This window comes from Pelagibacterium sp., from assembly GCF_965249125.1.
Classification (GTDB): domain Bacteria; phylum Pseudomonadota; class Alphaproteobacteria; order Rhizobiales; family Devosiaceae; genus Pelagibacterium.
Window position 1 is genome coordinate 453,521 of sequence record NZ_OZ252217.1, and the last position, 20,036, is coordinate 473,556.

Here is a 20,036-nt window from a genome sequence, read left to right on the forward strand (position 1 = left end):
CCGGCCGCGCGAGGCAGACACATAACAGGTCCGGGTATCGAGTCAATGTCGCGACGGCGCTGGCCGCAGGGGGTGCTGCCCTTGCCATTTCCGCCACTTTTGGGGTTATTGTGGGCGCCAGCGGCAATGGATTCGAAGGACGCGCCCAAAGTGACATCGCCATCGACCGGAGAGAGTTTTACCACTGCCATCGAACGGCTCGACCGGGCGCTCAACCGGCTCGACACTTCGGTTCGTTCGCTCACGGGGCGGCTGCGGTCGTCCTCCCAGCTTCAGGCCGATAGCCAGCGGCTGGCCGGAGACCTCGACAGGGCCAATGCCCGGGCCGACAAGCTCGACCAAGCCGCCGAAACTGTCTCCCGACGGATCGAGGAGGCGATGACCAGCGTCCGCTCCGTGCTTGAAGAAGGAGATGCCCGTGGCTGAAGTCAGCGTCGAAATCAATGGCCGCAAATATCGCATGGCGTGTGAGGACGGGCAGGAAACCCATCTGTCCTCGCTTGCGACCCGCTTCAACCGCTATATCGACGATTACAAGGGCACGTTCGGTGAAATCGGCGACAATCGCCTGACGGTCATGGCCGGCATTGCCGTGGTCGACGAACTCGTCGAGGCCGAGCGCAAGCTCGATCAATTGCGGGCCGAACTCCAGACCGTGACCAAGGCGGGCAATGACGTCGCCGCAGAAGCGGAAACCATGGAAAGCAAATTCGCCGCCAAGCTCGCCGATGTGGCCCGCCGCATCGAATCGATAGCAACGGCGGTCGATGCTGCCGGTCAGGAACCTCAGGGCCACTCGTGACCTCGACAGGTTCGGTGGTCGGCGTCCATTGCGCGCGCGGGCATAATTTTTCCAAGACGACCGCCATGTTCATCGACATCGTCGCCGGGCTTGGCGTTGCCGGCGATGCCCATGCGGGATCGAGGTCATCGAGCCGGCCGAACCCCATATCCGGCTCGAGCGGGTCTGATCGCTTTTGCCGATTCCCCCTTTGCGGTGATCGGTTTAATGCCTATATGATCGCGTGCTGCCCGGCTCGTGTAGGATACTGCATCCCCGGGGCCTTATCGATCCTTAAGGGAGCTGTCCCTGACCGGGCCCGTGGGCTCGGACAAACGGCGCCCACCTACATGAGTAGGTTTCCCGGGATCGACACATCCCACGGCCAGGGCGGCACAAGATTTTTAAAGGAAAGTGAGCGGCTTGACCGATAGCGAGGCCCAGCTTGAAGAGCAGAAAGCGACGCTTCGGCAAGAGGCCCTCGCCCGCCGTCTGGCCGTTCCGCAGGCCGATCGCGCCGACGCATCCAAAATGGCCGCCGATGTCTTTCTCGAGGGCGTGCCGTTGCACGCCGATCAGGTTGTGGCGCTCTATTGGCCGATCCGCGACGAGATCGACTGCAAACCGCTTCTGACCCGGCTCATGGATTCGGGGCAGAAAATTACCCTGCCCGTGGTGACCGGCGAAGACGAACCGCTCGAGTTGCGGCTCTGGGAGGATGGCCAGCCGCTTTATCCCTCGGGCTTCGGAACGCTCGCGCCGGCCGAGACCGCGCCCGTTGTTGCTCCCGACATCGTTGTCGTCCCGCTTTTGGCCTTCGACAAGTTCGGCACCCGGCTGGGCTATGGCAAGGGCTACTACGATAGAACCTTGGCCGCGATGGGCAAAAAACCGCTCCTTGTCGGCTATGCGTTTTCGGCCCAGGAGCTCGATTTCATTCCGCGGCTCGATCACGACCTGCCGCTCGACCTGCTGGTTACCGAGACCGGCCTGCGCCGCTTCGAGGACGCATGAGACTTCTGTTCCTGGGCGATGTGATGGGCCGGGCCGGCCGGGAGGTAGTGACCGAGCGGCTCCCCGAACTGATCGAGCGCTGCCGGTTCGATTTCGTCATCGTCAATGGCGAGAACGCCAGCCATGGGCGCGGCATCACCGAAGCCCATTACGAAGTGTTGCGCGATGCGGGCGCCGATGTGGTCACATTAGGGGATCACGCCTTTGATCAGCGCGAGTTGATGACCGCTATCGAGCGTCACGATACGCTCATTCGTCCGATCAATTTCCCTCCCGGCGCGCCGGGCCGCGGCGCAACCATGGTCACCGGCCGCAATGGCCATCAGGTGCTCGTGGTCAATGCGCTGGGCCGGGTGTTCATGCCGCCGATGGACGATCCGTTCCGGGCGGTCGACAACGCCATCGCCAATTGCCCGCTCGGTGAGCAGGCCGATGCCATCGTCGTCGATTTTCACGCCGAGGCGACCTCGGAAATGCAGGGCATGGGCCACTATCTCGATGGCCGCGTTTCGCTGGTGGTGGGCACCCACACCCATATCCCGACATCCGATCACCGAATTCTTCGCGGCGGCACCGGCCTGATGAGCGATGCAGGAATGTGCGGGGATTATGACAGCGTGATCGGCATGGAACCCGAGGAACCGCTCAACCGCTTCATTTCCGGGCTGGCCACGGCGCGATTCACGCCGTCGGAAGGGGAAGCCACACTGTGCGGTGTGGCCATCGAAACCGATCGCGACGGGCTGTGCAGACAGATCGAGCCGGTGCGTATCGGGGGTACGCTCTCGCAGGCCGTGCCGCAATTGTAAGGCTTTATTTCTCGGGATCGCTCCCCTATAACCCGCCAATCTCATTTCAACGACGACAGGACTGTCCGACCATGGCCGGCCATTCACAGTTCAAAAACATCATGCACCGCAAGGGCCGTCAGGACGCGGTGCGCTCGAAGATCTTTTCCAAGCTGGCGCGTGAGATCACTGTCGCCGCCAAGTCGGGCATGCCCGATCCGGCGATGAACCCGCGCCTGCGCCTGGCGGTGAACAACGCCAAGGCCCAGTCCATGCCCAAGGACAATATCGAACGCGCCATCAAGAAGGCGCAGGGCGGTGAGGGCGACAATTACGAGGAAGTTCGCTACGAAGGCTATGGCCCCGGTGGCGTGGCCGTCATCGTCGAGGCGCTGACCGACAACCGCAACCGCACCGCATCGAACGTGCGCGCCATCTTTTCCAAGGCCGGTGGAGCCATGGGCGAAACCGGCTCGGTCGCCTTCATGTTCGACCGGGTTGGTGAAATCTATTATCCCGCCAAGGCGGGCGATGCAGATACCGTCATGGAAGCGGCAATCGAGGCGGGTGCCGAGGACGTGCAGTCCGACGATGAAGGGCACACCATCTATTGCGCCTTTGAAGATATCGGCGAGGTTTCCACAGCGCTTGAAGCAGCGCTTGGGGAAGCAGAAAGCGTCAAGGCCGTGTTCAAGCCCCAGACCAACACTCCGGTCGATGCCGACAAGGGCGCGAGCCTGATGCGCATGATCGACAATCTCGACGATGATGACGACGTCCAGAACGTCTATGCCAATTTTGAAATGAGCGACGAGGACATGGCCAAGCTTTCGGCCTGACCCGGCATCGATCTTTTTTTAAGGGCGGCCGCAAGGGCCGCCTTTTTCATGCGCTGCGTTTGACTTCCTGCCCGCGATAGACAAGCCCCGTGGGCTCGATTGTGGCGGCAGCTTTGGGACGAGGCAGCAGCACGACGAGGCTGACGCTGTTGCGCCCGGATTCCTTGACCTTATAGAGTTGCTCGTCGGCGCTTCGGAAGATCGTACTGAAATCGACCGGTTCCGCGGCGATCGCGCCCCCTATGCTCACGGACAGCATCCGAGCCTTGGCGCCCGCGTCGAATTCGATCATCTGGACCGACTGGCGAATGGTTTCGGCGGTCCGCTGCGCCTGCTCGACATCGGCTGCGGGAAGAAAGACACCGAATTCCTCGCCCCCCAGCCGACCGATGATATCGATGGATCGGACCGAGGACCGAATGGCGGCCACGATGAGCTTGAGAGCGGTATCGCCGCTGGCGTGGCCGTAGCGGTCATTGATCGATTTGAAATGATCTGCATCGATGACCAGCAACGCGCCGGCGCCGGCCCGCTCGTCGTGCAGTGCGCTGCTTACCGCATCGACAAATGCGCCATGGTTGAAGCAATTGGTCAGGCTGTCGCGCGCCGCCGCCGCTTCAAGCCGGTCATAGGCCATCTGCAATTCGTACTGGCGCACGGACATGTAGAGGACCATCGGTCCGCCCAGCGCGAGAGGGGCGATTATGGCAGCCATCAGCCCGACTTCGCTGATGCCCTGCGCGAAGACTTCGAGAATGATATAGGAAAGCACCACTGAAAGCACGACTGCGACCGCCATGTGACCGAGCGTGCGTCGAACGATGCCCGCCCAGGCCTGCCTGGGCAGTCTGAATTCTCGTGCCATGGATCTGTACCGAAGATATTTGCGTCCGGGTCTGACCCTAGCGGGTAACCGGTGAACACAACCTTGCCTCGAACGGGAAAATTGGTCCTGCGCAGCAGATTGTGAAGTCAGGGGATAAAACGCCAATGTTTTTGGTTTGTTCACTTTGCGCTTGGTAGGCTGATGCGAACGGGCTAATTTGAGGCATGTTGAATATCGTGCGAATCATGGGGATCGATCCGGGGCTGCGGCGGACCGGCTGGGGCATCATCGAAGCCGAGGGAAACCGGCTGCGGTTTATTGCCTGTGGGGTTCTGACGCCGGCCGTCGATCAGGAGCTCGCGCTGCGGCTGGTCCACCTCCATGAGGGGTTGATGCGGCTGATCGCCGAGCACCATCCGACCGAAGCGGCGGTTGAGGAAACCTTCGTCAATGCCGGGGCGCGTTCGACGCTGCTTCTGGGCCAGGCCCGCGGTATCGCGGTCATGACGCCCGCGTCGATGGGGCTTCCGGTGGGCGAATATTCGGCCAACCTCGTCAAGAAATCGGTGGTCGGGACCGGGCATGCGGAAAAAAAGCAGATCGAATTGATGGTCAAGACGCTCATGCCCGCTGCCAATTTCAAATCGGCCGACGCGGCGGACGCCCTGGCGATTGCCATCTGCCACGCCCATCACCGTCAACACCGTAAGCTGGCAAAGAGCGCATGATCGGCAAACTCAAGGGCATTGTCGAAACGCTCGGGGACGACACCGCGCTGATCGATGTCAATGGCGTGTGTTACGAGGCTCATTGCTCGGGCCGCACCTTGCAGGCTTTGCCGCGAATTGGTGAAGCGGCTGTACTGTTTATCGAAATGATCGTGCGCGAGGACATGATCCGGCTCTATGGCTTTGCCAGCGAGGGCGAAAAGAGCTGGTTCAAACTTTTGATGACCGTCCAGGGCGTGGGGTCGCGCGTGGCGCTGGGCATCCTGTCTATCCTTTCGCCGTCCGATCTTTCTTCGGCCATCGCGCTCCAGGACAAGGCCATGGTCGGTCGCGCGTCGGGGGTTGGCCCCAAGCTGGCGCAGCGCATCGTGTCCGAACTCAAGGGCAAGGTTCCCGCCGGGGTCTCCATCGATGCCGGAGCGATGGGCCTGCAGACCGCACTGGGTGAGGGCGTTGCTTCGGGCAATGTGTCGGACGCAGTCTCGGCGCTGGTCAATCTGGGCTACGGGCAGGCGCAAGCCTCAAGCGCGCTGGCGCGGGTCGTTGCGAAAGAGGGCGAGGACACCCCCACCGAAAAGCTCATCCGGCTGGGCTTGCGGGAATTGAGTTCGTGAGGCCCGTTGCAATCGGGCGCCGGGGGCAATAGCAAACCGATATGACCGATCTCACCAATGCCGCCGAAGGCCGCGACGACAGTCTCGATGTTTCCCTGCGCCCCTCGGGGTTTTCCGAGTTTATCGGGCAGGAGGCCGCGCGCGCCAATCTGCAGGTGTTCATCGAAGCGGCACGCCAGCGGCAGGCGGCGCTCGATCATGTGTTGTTCGTCGGCCCGCCGGGGCTGGGCAAGACAACGCTCGCCCAGATCATTTCGCGCGAACTGGGCGTGGGCTTTCGTGCCACCTCCGGCCCGGTCATCGCCAAGGCCGGCGATCTGGCTGCGCTCTTGACCAATCTCGAAGAGCGCGACGTGTTGTTCATCGACGAGATCCATCGCCTCAATCCGGCGGTCGAGGAAATCCTCTATCCGGCGATGGAAGATTTCCAGCTCGATCTGATTATCGGGGAGGGACCGGCGGCGCGTTCGGTGCGCATCGATCTGGCCAAGTTTACCCTTGTGGGCGCCACGACCCGCGCCGGGCTGTTGACCACGCCTTTGCGCGATCGGTTCGGCATCCCGGTGCGATTGAATTTTTATACCCCTGAGGAACTGGTCCAGATCGTCGAGCGCGGCGCGCGGCTGATGGGCATGGCCATGACGTCGGACGGCGCTTTGGAAGTGGCCCGACGCTCGCGCGGCACACCGCGCATCGCGGGACGGCTCCTGCGCCGGGTTACCGATTTTGCGCTCGTCGAAGGCGCCGCCGAGATCGACCGCAAGGTCGCCGACAGAGCGCTGTTGCGCCTCGATGTCGATGCTAGGGGGCTCGACCAGCTCGACCGGCGCTACCTCAAGACCATCGCCGAGTTCTACGGTGGCGGCCCGGTGGGTATCGAAACCATCTCCGCCGCGCTGTCGGAACCGCGCGATGCCATCGAGGAAATCGTTGAGCCCTATCTCATCCAGCAGGGGTTCATCCAGCGCACCCCGCGCGGGCGCATGATGACGGCACTATCCTTCCAGCACATGGGCTACGCGGTGCCGCAGGGTTTTGCCGGATTGCAGGCCAGCTTGTTCGAAGAGGACAGCGACCAATGAGCGTCTTCGGCGGCGAGATCGGGGCCGATGGCATTCACCGGTTTCCGGTGCGGGTCTATTTCGAGGACACCGATTTCTCCACCAACGTCTATCACGCCGCGTATCTGAAGTTCTTTGAGCGGGCGCGAACCGAATTTCTGCGCGCCCATGACATCCACCATTCCGAACTGATTGCCGAGGGCCTCGCCTTCGCCGTGCGCGAAATGACCATTTCCTACGACAAGCCCGCCCATATCGACGACCTTTTGGTGGCCCGGACGATAATGACCAAAGCCGCGGGAGCGAGCTTTGTGCTCGAGCAGACGCTGGAACGCAACCAAGAGACCATCTGTCGCGCCAGCGTCGTCGCTGTGCTGCTCAACGACAAGGGCCGGCCCGTGCGGCTTCCGGCTCGTCTGCGCGGCTTGCTCGATCCAAATTGAAAAAGGAGGGCCATAGCCCTCCTTCAGCATGGGAATCCTGAGTTTCAAATTTTTGGCCGCGCCCGAATTACATGGCGTCGGCGTGCATCACCTGGCCACGGATTTCTCCGCCGCCGTACTGTTCGGTGTGGATATTGAGATACCACATGCCGTCCATGAGCTGGGTGACCTGCTCTTCGGTCAGCGTGGCGCTGCCTTCGATCGGGCTGGCAAGGTCGCCGTCGATCGGCACGACAGGGCTGGCATCCTCGCCCTCGGCGGCCGGGCCGTGGAAGTGGGCGGCTGTCGCCGGGCCGGTCAGCCCGTCATAGTTCGCCGTCCAGCTAAACTCCATCGTTTCGGAGTCATAGGTGGCTTCGAGCGAGCCGGTGGCGGTGGAGTCAGCGGCTCCGGTCGCCTCTGTGGTGAGTTCGGCGGTGAAGTTGCTCATTTCAGCATAGGCCGGTGCAGCCGCGAGCATCACAGCGGCAATGCCGGCACCAAGGACGGGTGCGATCTTCATGATGTACTCCTCTCTTTGAAAATGCGCCGCGCGCTGTGCGGGCGCTCCCCCTAAACGCAGCACGTGCCGGGACGTTCCTCTCTCATCGGTACGAGCACAATGCCGTCATGAAGGTTTATTAACCTTTCCTTGACCATAAATGGGGCAAGCGGAACCGCTGCGTCGAACTGACCGGGATCGTGGGCATTTGTCTCTCACTTTTGACAAATTTGACCGCGATTGCATCGGGTGTTGCTGGCGGCGGGGCACCCATCGGCAAGGTTTTTTCTCCGAGGAAGACTCATAATGGAAGCTATGGACGCAGTGGGCAGCGCGGCGGCGCACACCGATTTTTCGCCCATCGGCCTGTTCCTGATGGCCGACATCGTCGTCAAGCTGGTGATGGTTGGCCTTCTGGCCGCATCGATCTGGTGCTGGGCCATCATCATCGACAAATCGCTCAAATTCACCCGCGTGCGGTTGGACATGAATCAGTTCGAAAAGACCTTCTGGTCGGGCCAGTCGCTTGAAGAACTCTATCAGACGCTCTCCCAGCGCCCCACCAGCGGGCTGGCTGCGGTGTTTGTCGCGGCGATGAAGGAATGGAAGCGATCGCACGAGCAGAACGCCTCGAGCTATCTCGGCGTGCAGGCCCGTCTCGACAAGGTGCTCGACGTCGCCATCGCCCGCGAGAGCGAGCAGCTCGAAAGCCGGCTTCCGTTCCTGGCCACCGTCGGTTCGGCCGCTCCGTTCATCGGGTTGTTCGGCACGGTGTGGGGCATCATGAACGCGTTTTCGTCCATCGCGGCTTCGCAAAGCGCCAGCCTTGGCGTTGTCGCGGGTCCGATTGCCGAAGCGCTGTTTGCAACGGCCATTGGCCTTGTGGCGGCCATTCCCGCGGTTATCGCCTACAACAAACTTTCGGGCGACGCCAACAAGCTGGTCGGCCGGCTCGAAGGCTTTGCCGATGAATTCGCGGCCATTCTTGGCCGCCAGCTCGAAGCGCGGAGCCGCAAGTAATGGGCATGGGTGTTGCAGGCGGAAGCGGGGGCGGACGCCGCCGTCGTCGCGGCCAGCGCCGGGCCATGATGAGCGAGATCAACGTTACCCCCTTCGTGGACGTGGTGCTGGTGCTGCTCATCGTATTCATGGTCGCCGCGCCGATGATGACGGCGGGGGTCGCCGTCGATCTGCCGCAATCGTCGGCGGGCGAGCTGCAGACGCCGCGCACGCCCATCATGGTTTCGGTCACCCCCCAAGGCGAGATATATGTCGATGAAGAGCAGGTGGCTTCCGCCGGATTGGTGGACGCCGTCGCCGCGCTGGCCGAGTCGACCGAGGATCGGATTTATGTTCGCGGCGACACTTCCGCAAGCTATGGCACCGTGATGGACGTCATGGGAACTCTCTCGTCAGCCGGATATTCGCGCATCGGATTGATCACGCAGCAGCCGACTGCCGAGAGCTCGGGGCAATAGTCCATGCGGATCGGGACCACCGTATCGGTCGTCGGCCATATCGCCATTATCGGGCTCACCCTGGTGCAGCTCTCCAGCGTCGAGCGGCTCGATCCCAATATGGATTCGGCGATTTCGGTCGATCTTGTCCCCATCTCGGAATTTTCCAACATTCAGGCCGGCAATCTGCAAAGCGAGATCGTCGAGACCGATACGCCATCGGCTGTCGATACCGAGGTCGAGGCAGAGCTCGCCGAGCGCACCGGCAATACCGAACAGGACCAGCCCAATCCCGAGATCTCCGATACACCGTCACCGGCCCCGACCATAGAGACCGCTCCGGCACCCGCTCCGGAGCCGGAACCAGAGCCTGAACCCGAGCCCGAACCTGAACCCGAACCAACGCCGCCGCCGACCCCGGCGCCGCGTCCCGAGCCCACGCCGGAGCCCGAACCGGCACCCGAGCCAGAGCCGGCTCCGGCGCCCGAGCCCATTCCTGCGCCTGAACCCGAGCCCGAACCGGTGCCAGAACCCGAACCGGAACCGGAGCCTGTTCCGGAACCGACCCCGGCACCAGAACCCGAGCCCGAGCCGCAGCCCGTTGCGCCTGTCCCGCCACGCGTTAGTTCGGCGGTGTCGCAATTGCGCGAGCAGTTCGCCGAGGCCCAGCGTCAGCCCGCGCCGACACCCACACCGGCACCGACGCCCACGCCCACGCCGCAAGAGCCCCCCAGCCAGGTCTCCGACGAGTTGGCCGATCGCATCGGTGATCTTATCAATGAGGAAACCTCGCGCGGTGCAACCACAGGCGCGGGCGGGCAATCCTCGTTGGGTGCGGCCAGCGGCCAGTCGGCAACGCTTACCCAGTCCGAGCAGTCGGCATTGGCCGCAGCCATGCGCCGGTGCTGGACGCCGCCGCCGGGCGCGCTCAGCGTGCCGGGGCTCACGGTGCGCGTTCTGGTTGCTCTCAACCAGGACGGATCGGTTGCGGCGACCGAGATTCAATCTGCGCTTACCGACGATCTTATGCGCTCGACGGCTTTTGCCGCGCAGCGGGCTGTCGAGCGGTGCGGGCCTTACACCATGCTGCCGGTCGAAAAATATGACAGCTGGCGACAGGTGGACGTGACCTTCGATCCGCGCGATCTTTAAAGAGTGAGTGTGATGCGTGACCAAAATGCAATAGCGACCGGAAATCTTGCCGCCCACCGATATTCGGTCACGATTTGCCGCTAAGCGGCGCAACCTTGGATTTGCTTGTCCGGTTGGTAATCCGGATCGAGGCGGCGGGCTACGCCGTCAAACATGGAGACTGACGTGCAAAATACTTCGATGACCCGCAGGACTGCGCTCATGCTGGGCCTTTCGGGCGCCGCCATGATGGCCGCAACCCCGGTGCTGGCGCAATTGCAGATCACGGTGACGGGGGGCAATTTCACGCCGATGCCCATCGCCATCCCCAATTTCGCCTCCGCCGATGCCGCTTTCGGGGCTGAGGTCGCGCAGGTGGTGCGCAATAACCTGACCCATTCGGGCCTGTTCCGTCTTGTCGATCCCGCCGGGTATCCCGCTCAGGTGGGCGATCCCAACCAGACGCCGGATTTCCCCGCCTGGCGCTCGACCGGCGCGGACGCCGTCATCATGGCCGATGCCAACCGTGCCGGGCAGATCCAGTCGAGCCTGCGGTTGTGGGACACTACGGCGGGCGCACAGGTCACCGGTAAATCCTATGGCACGGACGCCAGTTCTTGGCGGCGCATCGCCCATATCGCGTCGGATGCGGTTTATACGGGTCTGACCGGGGAAACGGGCTATTTCGATTCCCGGGTGGTGTTCGTGGCCGAAAGCGGCCCCCGCGCCAACCGTGTCCGGCGGCTGGCCATCATGGATCAGGACGGCGCCAATATCCGCTATCTCAGCGATGGCGCCCAGCAGATCCTGACACCGCGCATGTCGCCCGACGGCCAGCTCATCGCCTATATGGTACTGGATGGCCCGACCTCTTCGGGGATTTTCGTGGTCAACATGGCGTCGGGCCAGGCCCAGTCCATCGGCCGGTTCGGGCAGATGAGTTTTGCGCCTCGCTTTTCGCCCGACGGGCGCCGGCTTGTGTTCTCGGTCAGCAATGGCGCAGTCACCAATATCTATGCAATGGATCTGGCGGGTGGGCAACCCCAGCAGCTTACCACGGGCTCGGCCATCGACACCTCGCCCTCCTATTCCCCGGATGGTCAGCGCCTTGCGTTTGAATCCGATCGCGGTGGGCGCCCGCAAATTTACGTGATGTCGGCGGCCGGCGGCGGCGCCGAGCGTATCTCTTATGGCGATGGCTCCTATTCGACCCCGGTCTGGTCGCCCAAGGGCGACCTTATTGCCTTCACCCGCCAGTCGGGCGGCCAGTTCTCGATCGGCATCATGGGGCCGGACGGGTCGGGCGAGCGGATTCTTGCGACCTCCTATCACGCCGAGGGCCCCACCTGGGCGCCCAATGGCCGCGTTCTCATGTATTTCCGCGATCCGGGCGGCAATGACGGGGCCCAGCTCTTTTCCATCGACATCTGGGGCCGCAACGAACGGCGCATTCCCACCGAGGGCTTCGCGTCCGATCCGGCCTGGGGGCCGCTTTTGTCCTGATCGCCATTGCAGGCGTGCAACACATACAAGGCGTCCTGTTTCGGGACGCCTTTTTGCCGGGCAGATGCCGCAATTGCGCCCGATTAGCACAAGATTAACTATGCCCACACACGCGCGATTAAGATAACGCGCTGTAAAAATGCTAACCACAATTTTCCGGTTCTGGAGCTTTTTCGCTATGGGTTCGACCATGCCCCTTCTTCGTTTCGGCAAAGGCCTCCTCTTGGCGGTTTTGCTCGTTGCCGTCGCAGCCTGCGCCCGCACCCCGACCACTGGCGTGGGCAATATCAGTGGGGACGCCGCCGGGGGCGGCGGTGCTCCCGGCAGCCAGCAGGAATTTCTGGTTTCGGTGGGCGATCGCGTGTTCTTTGAAACCGATTCTTCGGTTCTGACCGCCGACGCACAGGCAACGCTTAACCAGCAGTCCCAATGGCTGCAGCAATATTCGCAGTATCGTATCGTGATCGAAGGTCACGCCGATGAGCGCGGAACGCGCGAATACAACATCGCGCTGGGCGCCCGCCGCGCCACGGCCGTCGTCAACTATCTTGTTTCGCGCGGTATCCCGCAGGATCGCCTGTCGACCGTTTCCTATGGCAAGGAACGCCCAGTCGCGATCTGCAACGACATTTCGTGCTGGAGCCAGAACCGCCGCGCGGTCACCGTTTTGACAAACTGACCATCCAAATCACGAATGCCAATCTGGAGGCATAGCGTCGGGACCGCGTATCTGGTCCCGGCGCTTCTTTTTTGCCAAAAATCTGCTTTAATTACGCATCCTTAAATCGTTCGATTGCGTTGCCGGTACAAGGGTGGCGCCTGTGAAGGAGATTTGTTGTGTCGAGACTTTCAACCACGCTCGCGGGGCGATGGCGGCAGGGTGCCGTGATTGCCGCAACGGCGGGACTTCTGACTTTTTCAATGACCGTTGCAGGGCAGGGGCAGGGCAATGACCTCGCCACCATGCAGGTGCGCCTCGACCAGCTCGAAGAGCAGGTGCGGCTCAATTCGGGCCAGATCGAGGGCCTGCAGTTCCAACTGACCCAGCTCCAGAGCCTGCTCGAACGCACCCAGGAAGACAATGAATACCGCTTCCAGCAGCTGGAGGGCGGGAGCCTGGGGGAAACTGATGCGGTAACCACATCCGGCGGCGAGACGCCTGCCGATCGGTTGCCGCAGGAACCCCAGCCCCAGACAGAGCCGCAGCCCAGCACCCCCACGGTCATCGACCCGCTTGTCGGGGATTCCGACCTCATGGACGGCAGCGAAATGGGCGGGGAGGACAACCTCTACGCCAGCGATGTCTTCGGACAGGAGCCGAACCCGCAGAACCACGACGGCGTCGTTCTGGGGCCGCCGGAGGGCGAACTGGGCAGCACACCGCCTTCCGAGCCGCTCGACCTCAGTTTCGATCCCAATGCGATCCCGCTCGAGGATGGCGATGCCAATGCCCAGTATCAGGCGGGCTACGATGCCGTGGTGCGGGGCGAATACGCTTTTGCTGAAAACCAGTTCCGCCAGTTCATCGAAAGCTTCCCCGACCACCAGCAGGCGCCCGATGCAACCTATTGGCTGGGCGAAACGCTGATCCAGCGGGCCGCCTATGGAGAGGCGGCCGAAGTCCTGCTCAACGGGTTTGAGAGTTATACAACCTCGACCCGCGCGCCCGATTTGCTGTTCAGCCTCGGCGTTGCGCTGCACGGAGCGGGAGAATTCGATACGGCTTGCCGGACCTATGGCGAGGTGCTGCGCCGCTATCCGGACTCCACCCAGGCCTTCAAGGACCGGGTGGCGGCCGAACAGGCGCAGGCGGGGTGCTGACACCGGCCGACATCGCGCTGTGCGGTCTCGACCCCGCGGCGCTTTTTGCCCCGCTCTCCGGTCGGAAAACCATTGGCCTCGCCGTCTCGGGCGGGGCCGATTCGCTTGCGCTGATGTTGCTCTATGCCGCCTGGAGCGATACCAAGCCGCGGGCCATCGTCTATACGGTGGATCATGGACTGCGGCCCGAGGCGCGGGCCGAAGCAGCGATGGTGGCGGCCGAGGCCGAAAAGCTCGGCCTTTCATGCCGCATACTCGTTTGGACAGGTGAAAAGCCATCGACAGGCAAGCAGAGCGCGGCGCGTGCCGCCCGCTATGGCCTGATCGCTCAGGCAATGGAGGCCGATGGGGCCGAAATTCTGCTCACCGCCCATCACCAGCGCGACCAGGCCGAAACGGTTCTGATGCGGCTTGCCCATGGCAGCGGGGTTTCCGGGCTGGGCGGAATGCGGGAAATTTCTCAGCTCGACGCGGTTTCCGTCTTCCGTCCCCTCCTCGCGGTTCCTCCTCAAACGCTGGCGACACTGGTGGCGCGGGCCGGGCTATCGCCGGCCCTTGATCCGTCCAATGCCGATCTCGCCTATGAACGCACGCGCTGGCGCGATGCGTTGCCGGGCCTCGCCGAACTCGGGCTCGGACCCGATCGGTTGAGCAAGGCTGCCGAGCGGCTTCAGCGGATCGATGCCCTTGCCAAGCAGGTGACCGGCGGGTTTATCGTCGAGCACGCCTCGCTCGATCCCTTGGGAATTGTGCGGATCGGCCGCGAGGCGTTTGATACCGCCGATCCCGAAATCAGGGTCCGCGTCATCGAGCGGGCATTGTCTGCCGCGTCCGGAACGCAGTCGTTCTTTCTGTCTCGAACCGAAGCGCTCGCCGGGCGAATTGCGGGGGGCGAGCATTTCACGGCGACGCTGGCGGGCGCGCGGGTGCTGGCCGATGCAAACACAATCGTGATCCATCGTGAGGCCGGACGGGAGGGATTGCCCGGGGCTGAACTTGCGCCGGGCCAAACCCTTGTCTGGGACGGCCGTTTTGCCGTCGCCGCTGCCATCGCCGGAACCATCGGGCCAGCCGTCGGGTTGACCCGGGGGGCGTTCAGGGCGCTGACGGGCAGGGTGCTGGCGGGTCCGGTTGCGGGGCTGCGCGCGGCACCGCTGGTCCGCGACGCGCGGGGCCAGATTGTTGCCATCGGCGGTATCAAGGTCGCAGAGGGCTTTTCGGTAGAGCAAATCCCGTTAACCTCTTAGGCTGGAAACTGCGGCAATCGGCCACCGGACGGGGGTGTTGCCCTTGTATCGCCGGAATGACGGCCTTACATTCGGCGGCAACAATTATGGCACGTCGTGTGCCGCGCGGCTCTGTGCGGGCTGCTGCAATCTTAAGGGCATTGCCCGACCAGGACAGGATTGATGAACGGAAATTTTCGGAATTTGGCCATATGGCTGGTCATCCTCTTCATGCTCTTGGGGCTGTTTCAGGTTTTCCAGTCCTCGACGCGGACCGTTTCGACGGTTGAGCGGACCTATAGCCAGTTCGTGAGCGATATCGACAATGGCCGTATCGCCGAAGTCACCATCATCAACGATACCGTCCAGGGCCGTACCAATGAGGGCACGCGGTTCGAGGTGACGATCCCCGAAGGCGCCAATATCGTCGAGCGGCTCGAGAACCAGAACGTGGAGATCACGGCGCGCGCGCCGGAAGGCTCGCCCTTCTGGTCGATCCTGCTGTCGAGCTGGCTTCCGTTTATCGTCCTTATCGCCGTGTGGTTCTTCTTTATCCGCCAAATGCAGGGCGGGGGCCGTGGCGGCGCCATGGGCTTTGGCAAGTCTCGCGCGAAAATGCTCACCGAGTCCTCGGGCAAAGTGACCTTCGAGGACGTGGCCGGTGTCGAGGAAGCCAAGCAGGATCTCGAGGAAATCGTCGAGTTCCTGCGCGATCCGGGCAAGTTCCAGCGGCTTGGCGGGCGCATCCCGCGCGGCGTGCTGCTTGTCGGCCCTCCGGGTACCGGTAAAACACTTCTGGCCCGTTCGGTGGCCGGCGAGGCCAATGTGCCGTTCTTTACAATTTCGGGTTCGGACTTCGTTGAAATGTTCGTCGGTGTCGGTGCGTCCCGCGTACGCGACATGTTCGAGCAGGCCAAAAAGAACGCTCCGTGCATCATCTTCATCGACGAAATCGACGCCGTCGGCCGTCAGCGTGGCGCCGGTCTGGGTGGCGGTAATGACGAGCGCGAACAGACGCTCAACCAATTGCTTGTCGAGATGGACGGGTTCGAGGCCAATGAAGGCATCATCCTGATCGCGGCGACCAACCGTCCCGACGTTCTCGATCCCGCGCTGCTGCGTCCGGGCCGTTTCGACCGCCAGGTCGTGGTGCCCAATCCCGACGTTGCCGGCCGCGAGCGTATCCTCAAGGTTCACGTCCGCAAGGTCCCTCTTGCCCCTGACGTCGATCTCAAGGTCCTGGCCCGCGGCACGCCCGGCTTTTCGGGTGCGGATCTGATGAATATCGTCAACGAGGCCGCGCTTCTGGCCGCGCGCCGCAACAAGCGCTTCGTGACCCATGCCGAGTTCGAGGACGCCAAGGACAAGATCATGATGGGCGCCGAGCGGCGCACCATGGCCATGACCGACGAGGAAAAAAAGCTCACAGCCTATCACGAGGCCGGGCACGCCCTCATCAATCTCATGCTGGCCGGCAAGCTCGATCCGATCCACAAGGCCACCATCATCCCGCGTGGTCGCGCGCTGGGCATGGTGATGACCCTGCCCGAAAAGGACAGCTATTCGTTCTCCCGTGAAAAGGCGGTGGCGCGTCTGGCCATGCTGTTCGGTGGCCGCGAGGCCGAGATCTACAAGTTCGGTCCCGAAAAGGTCACCTCAGGCGCCTCGGGCGATATCCAGATGGCGACCAATCTGGCCCGCTCGATGGTCATGGAATGGGGCATGAGCGAAAAGCTCGGCCGGGTTCGGTACAAATCGAACGATCAGGAAGTGTTTCTTGGTCATTCGGTGACCCAGTCCCAGCATATGTCGGACGAAACCGCCAAGCTTATCGATGAGGAAGTGCGCAAGCTCGTCGAAGACGGCGAACTGGCGGCCCGCACCATGATCCGGGAAAACATCGATCAGTTCGAAACCGTCGCGCAGGCCCTGCTCGAATACGAGACCCTGACGGGCGACGAATTGCGGGGCCTCATGGACGGCAAGCAGCCGGTTCGCGACATCGATAACGACAACACGCCGAAATCGACCGGCGTCCCCAAAGCGGGCAAGGCGCACAAGAAGCGCGGCGAGGAAGGCGAGCCCGACGCCGGGCTCGAGCCTCAGCCGGGCACCTGATCTCCATTTCCGAGGTCTATCGAAATTTAAGGGCTGCCTCCGGGCAGCCTTTTTTGTTTCCGGCTCCATCACCACCACCCACCCTACCCCATCGTCATCCTCGGGCTTGACGCGGGGGTGGTGGAGAGGCGCTTGAAAAATTCAATCCCGCCTCTTTCAAGTGCCGAACGCCCAAAGCGCTATGCGCGAAGGCGGCGCGATGATCGCTTCATATACTAAACAAACATGCGGAGCGTTCATCGCCCCATGCCGTCTAGCCGACTCAAAGCCCGAGGCGAACTCGCCGTCGGGTGCGTCGGCGCGCCAAGACTAACCTATGTAAACAACCGCATCATTTTCCTAAACGACTGTTTAACCAAAGGTGGTCGACTGTCTAGGCGTGGACGTCATATCGCTATCTGCTTGCAGATCATTTGGGGGAATTGGGCATGTTCAAACGGGGCGCCGCGTCCGGCGACGCGCAATCAAGGATTGACGCCATCGATCGCTCGCAGGCGGTGATCGAATTTTCGCTCGATGGCATCATTCTGGCCGCGAATGAAAATTTTCTCGCTGCCATGGGGTACGGGCTCGACGAGATCGTTGGCAACCACCATTCGATGTTCGTTCCGCCCGACCACGCGGGGAGTGAGGAGTACCGCGCCTTCTGGAAAAGTCTGGCGCAGGGGCTCTATCAGGCCGATGAGTTCAAGCGGCTGGCCAAGGGCGGCCGCGAAATCTGGATCCAGGCGAGCTACAATCCTATCCTTGATCGATCCGGCAAACCGGTCAAAGTCATCAAATTTGCCACCGACATCACAGCTCAGAAACTACAGGCCGCCGATCACGCGGCCAAGGTCGCGGCCATCGGGCGTGTACAGGCGGTCATTGAGTTCACCCTCGATGGGACGATCCTTACCGCCAACGAGAATTTCCTCGCAACGCTGGGCTATGGGCTCGAGGAGATCGTCGGCAAGCATCACGCCATGTTCTGCGATCCGGCCTATACGGCATCGCCTGACTATGCCCATTTCTGGGAGCGGCTGCGTGCCGGCGAGTTTGTGGCGGGTGAGTTCCAGCGGGTGGGAAAGGGCGGCAAGGATATCTGGATCCAGGCGAGCTACAATCCGATCCTCGATCCCGTCGGCAAGCCGGTCAAGATTGTCAAGTTCGCAACCGACATCACAGAGCGCAAACGCGCTGAGGCGATCATCTCTCTGTTGACCAGGAGTCTTGAAAGCATGGCCGAGGGCGATCTGCGCGGGCGGATCGATCAGAGCTTTACCGGACAGTACGAAGCGCTGCGACAGGCCTACAACAAGACGCTGGAGCAACTGGTCGATATCGTCTCTCGCCTCAAATCGACCTCCGGCGCGGTCAAGACCGCGACCAGCGAATTGCTGACCGGGGCCAACGATCTGGCTGATCGGACGACAAAGCAGGCCGCGACCATCGAGGAAACCTCGGCGGCCATGGAACAGCTTTCGGGTGCTGTCGTCGCCAGCGCGGGGCAGGCCCGCACGGCGGCGGACAAGGCGCGTTTGCTTTCGGCCAGCGCCAGCGAGGGTGGTGCGGTGATGGGAGAGGCCAACAGGGCCATGGAACGGATTTCCGCCTCTTCGGCCAGGATATCGAATATCATCGGGATGATCGACGACATCGCCTTCCAGACCAATCTTCTGGCGCTCAACGCTTCGGTGGAAGCGGCACGGGCCGGGGAGGCAGGCAAGGGGTTTGCGGTGGTCGCTATCGAAGTGCGGCGGTTGGCCCAATCGGCGGCCGATGCGTCTTCGGAGGTCAAGGCGCTTATTGAAACCAGTGCTGCCGAAGTGGCCGGAGGCTCCCGGCTCGTTGAACAGGCCGCCGCCCGGCTGCTCGAGATCTTGCAGGGCGCCGAAGAAAGTTCGGCCGTCATCGAAGAGATCGCCAAGGCGGCATCCGAGCAGTCCTCGGCTATCGAGGAGGTCAACGGTGCCGTCCGGCAGATGGACGAGATGACCCAGCACAATGCTGCACTGGTTGAACAAACCAATGCCGCAGTTGAGCAGACCGAAGGCCAGGCGGTCGAACTCGACCGGATCACTGCGGTGTTCACCGTGACCGACCACGAACCGGTGCCGGCGGCTCGCCCGACGGCTGCGGCAGCGCGGCGTGCCTATCAGGTGCATGGCAATGCGGCGGTCAGCTCCGAATGGGAGGATTTCTAGAACGCGGCAAGCCGCCTTTGGTCGGCGCCTCTTGTCACGAAGCGCGCTCTTGGCTACCCAGAAGCATCTTTGATGGAGAAGCACCGCGTGGCCAAAATCGATACCAAGACCGAAGGACTGGACCTTTATGTCTATGTCGCCAAAACCTTTGCCGACAGTCCATGGCTCCACTACGGTCTTTGGGAACCCGGCGAGCGCCCCAACATCCCTCAGCTTCGCATGGCCCAGGAGCGTTATGTCGATAAGCTCCTGGCGCTGATCCCGCCGGCCCCGGGGCGGCTTCTCGACATCGGCGGCGGCACCGGCGAGATGGCAAAACTGTTGCTCGACAAGGGCTACACCGTCGAGATGATTACCCCGAGCCATCTTCAGGCCGAAGTGGCGGCCGAAAAGCTCGGCCCCAATGCCCGCGTGCATGAGACGAAATTCGAGGACTTCTCGGGTGAGGGGCCGTTCGACGTGTGCATGTTTTCCGAGAGTTTTCAGTATGTCGATCTCGAGACCAGCCTTGCCAAGCTCAAACATATCCTCGCACCGAATGGCCGGGTCATAATCGCGGACTGCTTCCGTGCCGATGCCTATCAGGGGGACAGGCAGCCCGGCGGCGGACATCGCTATTCAGAGTTTGCCGTTGCCGTTGAACGGGCCGGATTTGCGATTGTCGAGAATGAGGACGTAACCCTTGCAGCCGCCCAGACCATGGCCATCGATCAGAACGTCTATCGCGGATTTGTCGCGCCGACGGTCGATCAGGTGCGCGGGTTGCTCTCGAACAAGCGGCCGATCCTTTATTGGTTCCTCAAGACGGCCTATGGCCTGTTCGTCCCGAAATCGGAGCGTGAAAATATCGTCGCCCGGCTCAAAGCCGACTACCGCTCGCCGGAAGCCTTTGCCACGGTCAATACCTACCGCTTTCTGGCTCTCGAAAAGCGCGGCTGACGCAACGGGCCGGTTTACCGCGTCAGCGTGTTTGCCTTTTTTTTGTACTGCGGCCGGTATAGCTTGCGTCGCTGCTGAAC

General features: G+C 62.3%; 21 protein-coding genes and 1 other RNA gene. 20 read left to right on the forward strand and 2 right to left on the reverse strand.

The window, feature by feature from the left end:
• The first annotated feature begins 150 nt into the window (after positions 1-150).
• From ACP148_RS02240 to ACP148_RS02265, 6 genes are all read left to right on the forward strand, one after another.
• Positions 151-426, forward strand: a complete 276-nt coding sequence (locus ACP148_RS02240; protein WP_421950998.1) for a DUF4164 family protein — start codon at positions 151-153, stop codon at positions 424-426.
• Positions 413-802: a cell division protein ZapA gene (locus tag ACP148_RS02245; RefSeq protein WP_421950999.1), complete on the forward strand. Its 390-nt coding sequence runs from the start codon at positions 413-415 to the stop codon at positions 800-802. The genes ACP148_RS02240 and ACP148_RS02245 overlap by 14 nt, the downstream gene beginning before the upstream one ends.
• Before the next feature lie 220 nt (positions 803-1,022).
• Positions 1,023-1,182, forward strand: a non-coding RNA gene (ssrS, locus tag ACP148_RS02250) — 6S RNA.
• A gap of 22 nt (positions 1,183-1,204) precedes the next feature.
• On the forward strand, positions 1,205-1,795 hold the full coding sequence (locus ACP148_RS02255) for a 5-formyltetrahydrofolate cyclo-ligase (RefSeq protein ID WP_421951000.1): 591 nt from the start codon (positions 1,205-1,207) through the stop codon (positions 1,793-1,795).
• Positions 1,792-2,604: a TIGR00282 family metallophosphoesterase gene (locus tag ACP148_RS02260; RefSeq protein ID WP_421951001.1), complete on the forward strand. Its 813-nt coding sequence runs from the start codon at positions 1,792-1,794 to the stop codon at positions 2,602-2,604. Before ACP148_RS02255 ends, ACP148_RS02260 begins: the two co-directional genes overlap by 4 nt.
• A 71-nt stretch (positions 2,605-2,675) precedes the next feature.
• Positions 2,676-3,422 (forward strand): YebC/PmpR family DNA-binding transcriptional regulator, encoded by a 747-nt coding sequence (locus tag ACP148_RS02265; RefSeq protein WP_421951002.1) that lies wholly within the window; start codon positions 2,676-2,678, stop codon positions 3,420-3,422.
• Between the two features lie 46 nt (positions 3,423-3,468).
• On the opposite strand, the gene ACP148_RS02270 is transcribed toward ACP148_RS02265, so the two are convergent.
• Positions 3,469-4,287, reverse strand: a complete 819-nt coding sequence (locus tag ACP148_RS02270; protein WP_421951003.1) for a GGDEF domain-containing protein — start codon at positions 4,285-4,287, stop codon at positions 3,469-3,471.
• Between the two features lie 185 nt (positions 4,288-4,472).
• Between ACP148_RS02270 and ruvC the strand changes: the two genes are divergently transcribed.
• From ruvC to ACP148_RS02290, 4 genes are read left to right on the forward strand one after another with little or no spacing between them, the layout of a single operon-like run.
• The gene (gene ruvC / locus ACP148_RS02275; protein ID WP_014131616.1) at positions 4,473-4,976 is read left to right on the forward strand and encodes a crossover junction endodeoxyribonuclease RuvC; all 504 of its coding nucleotides are present in this window, start codon (positions 4,473-4,475) and stop codon (positions 4,974-4,976) included.
• A complete protein-coding gene (gene ruvA, locus ACP148_RS02280; RefSeq protein WP_421951004.1) occupies positions 4,973-5,590 on the forward strand; it encodes a Holliday junction branch migration protein RuvA in 618 nt (205 codons plus the stop codon). Before ruvC ends, ruvA begins: the two co-directional genes overlap by 4 nt.
• 41 nt (positions 5,591-5,631) lie before the next feature.
• Positions 5,632-6,672, forward strand: coding sequence for a Holliday junction branch migration DNA helicase RuvB (ruvB, locus tag ACP148_RS02285; RefSeq protein WP_421951005.1), 1,041 nt, complete (start codon positions 5,632-5,634; stop codon positions 6,670-6,672).
• Positions 6,669-7,094 carry a YbgC/FadM family acyl-CoA thioesterase gene (locus tag ACP148_RS02290; protein WP_421951006.1) on the forward strand — a complete coding sequence of 142 codons (426 nt, stop codon included), beginning with the start codon at positions 6,669-6,671 and terminating at the stop codon, positions 7,092-7,094. The genes ruvB and ACP148_RS02290 overlap by 4 nt, the downstream gene beginning before the upstream one ends.
• Before the next feature lie 67 nt (positions 7,095-7,161).
• Here the strand turns inward: ACP148_RS02290 and ACP148_RS02295 are convergent, their stop codons facing one another.
• Entirely contained in the window at positions 7,162-7,596 is a 435-nt protein-coding gene (locus ACP148_RS02295) for a CHRD domain-containing protein (RefSeq protein WP_421951007.1), read from the reverse strand.
• A 294-nt stretch (positions 7,597-7,890) separates the two neighbouring features.
• On the opposite strand from ACP148_RS02295, the gene tolQ reads away from it, so the two are divergent.
• The 10 genes from tolQ (at position 7,891) to ACP148_RS02345 (ending at position 19,956) form a co-directional block, all read left to right on the forward strand.
• Positions 7,891-8,595, forward strand: coding sequence for a protein TolQ (gene tolQ, locus ACP148_RS02300; protein WP_421951502.1), 705 nt, complete (start codon positions 7,891-7,893; stop codon positions 8,593-8,595).
• Complete coding sequence (tolR, locus tag ACP148_RS02305) at positions 8,595-9,053, forward strand: protein TolR (protein ID WP_421951008.1); 459 nt, start codon at positions 8,595-8,597, stop codon at positions 9,051-9,053. Before tolQ ends, tolR begins: the two co-directional genes overlap by 1 nt.
• Before the next feature lie 3 nt (positions 9,054-9,056).
• Positions 9,057-10,184, forward strand: a complete 1,128-nt coding sequence (locus ACP148_RS02310) for a cell envelope integrity protein TolA (protein WP_421951009.1) — start codon at positions 9,057-9,059, stop codon at positions 10,182-10,184.
• A 180-nt stretch (positions 10,185-10,364) separates the two neighbouring features.
• Positions 10,365-11,666, forward strand: coding sequence for a Tol-Pal system beta propeller repeat protein TolB (tolB, locus tag ACP148_RS02315; protein WP_421951503.1), 1,302 nt, complete (start codon positions 10,365-10,367; stop codon positions 11,664-11,666).
• Positions 11,667-11,856: 190 nt separating this feature from the next.
• The gene (gene pal / locus ACP148_RS02320; RefSeq protein WP_421951010.1) at positions 11,857-12,345 is read left to right on the forward strand and encodes a peptidoglycan-associated lipoprotein Pal; all 489 of its coding nucleotides are present in this window, start codon (positions 11,857-11,859) and stop codon (positions 12,343-12,345) included.
• Between the two features lie 158 nt (positions 12,346-12,503).
• A complete protein-coding gene (gene ybgF / locus ACP148_RS02325; RefSeq protein ID WP_421951011.1) occupies positions 12,504-13,487 on the forward strand; it encodes a tol-pal system protein YbgF in 984 nt (327 codons plus the stop codon).
• Positions 13,481-14,734: a tRNA lysidine(34) synthetase TilS gene (gene tilS / locus ACP148_RS02330; RefSeq protein WP_421951012.1), complete on the forward strand. Its 1,254-nt coding sequence runs from the start codon at positions 13,481-13,483 to the stop codon at positions 14,732-14,734. Before ybgF ends, tilS begins: the two co-directional genes overlap by 7 nt.
• A gap of 162 nt (positions 14,735-14,896) precedes the next feature.
• Complete coding sequence (ftsH, locus tag ACP148_RS02335) at positions 14,897-16,831, forward strand: ATP-dependent zinc metalloprotease FtsH (protein ID WP_421951013.1); 1,935 nt, start codon at positions 14,897-14,899, stop codon at positions 16,829-16,831.
• A 428-nt stretch (positions 16,832-17,259) separates the two neighbouring features.
• Positions 17,260-19,017, forward strand: coding sequence for a methyl-accepting chemotaxis protein (locus ACP148_RS02340; protein WP_421951014.1), 1,758 nt, complete (start codon positions 17,260-17,262; stop codon positions 19,015-19,017).
• 87 nt (positions 19,018-19,104) lie between these two features.
• The gene (locus ACP148_RS02345) at positions 19,105-19,956 is read left to right on the forward strand and encodes a class I SAM-dependent methyltransferase (protein WP_421951015.1); all 852 of its coding nucleotides are present in this window, start codon (positions 19,105-19,107) and stop codon (positions 19,954-19,956) included.
• Positions 19,957-20,036: the final 80 nt, after the last annotated feature.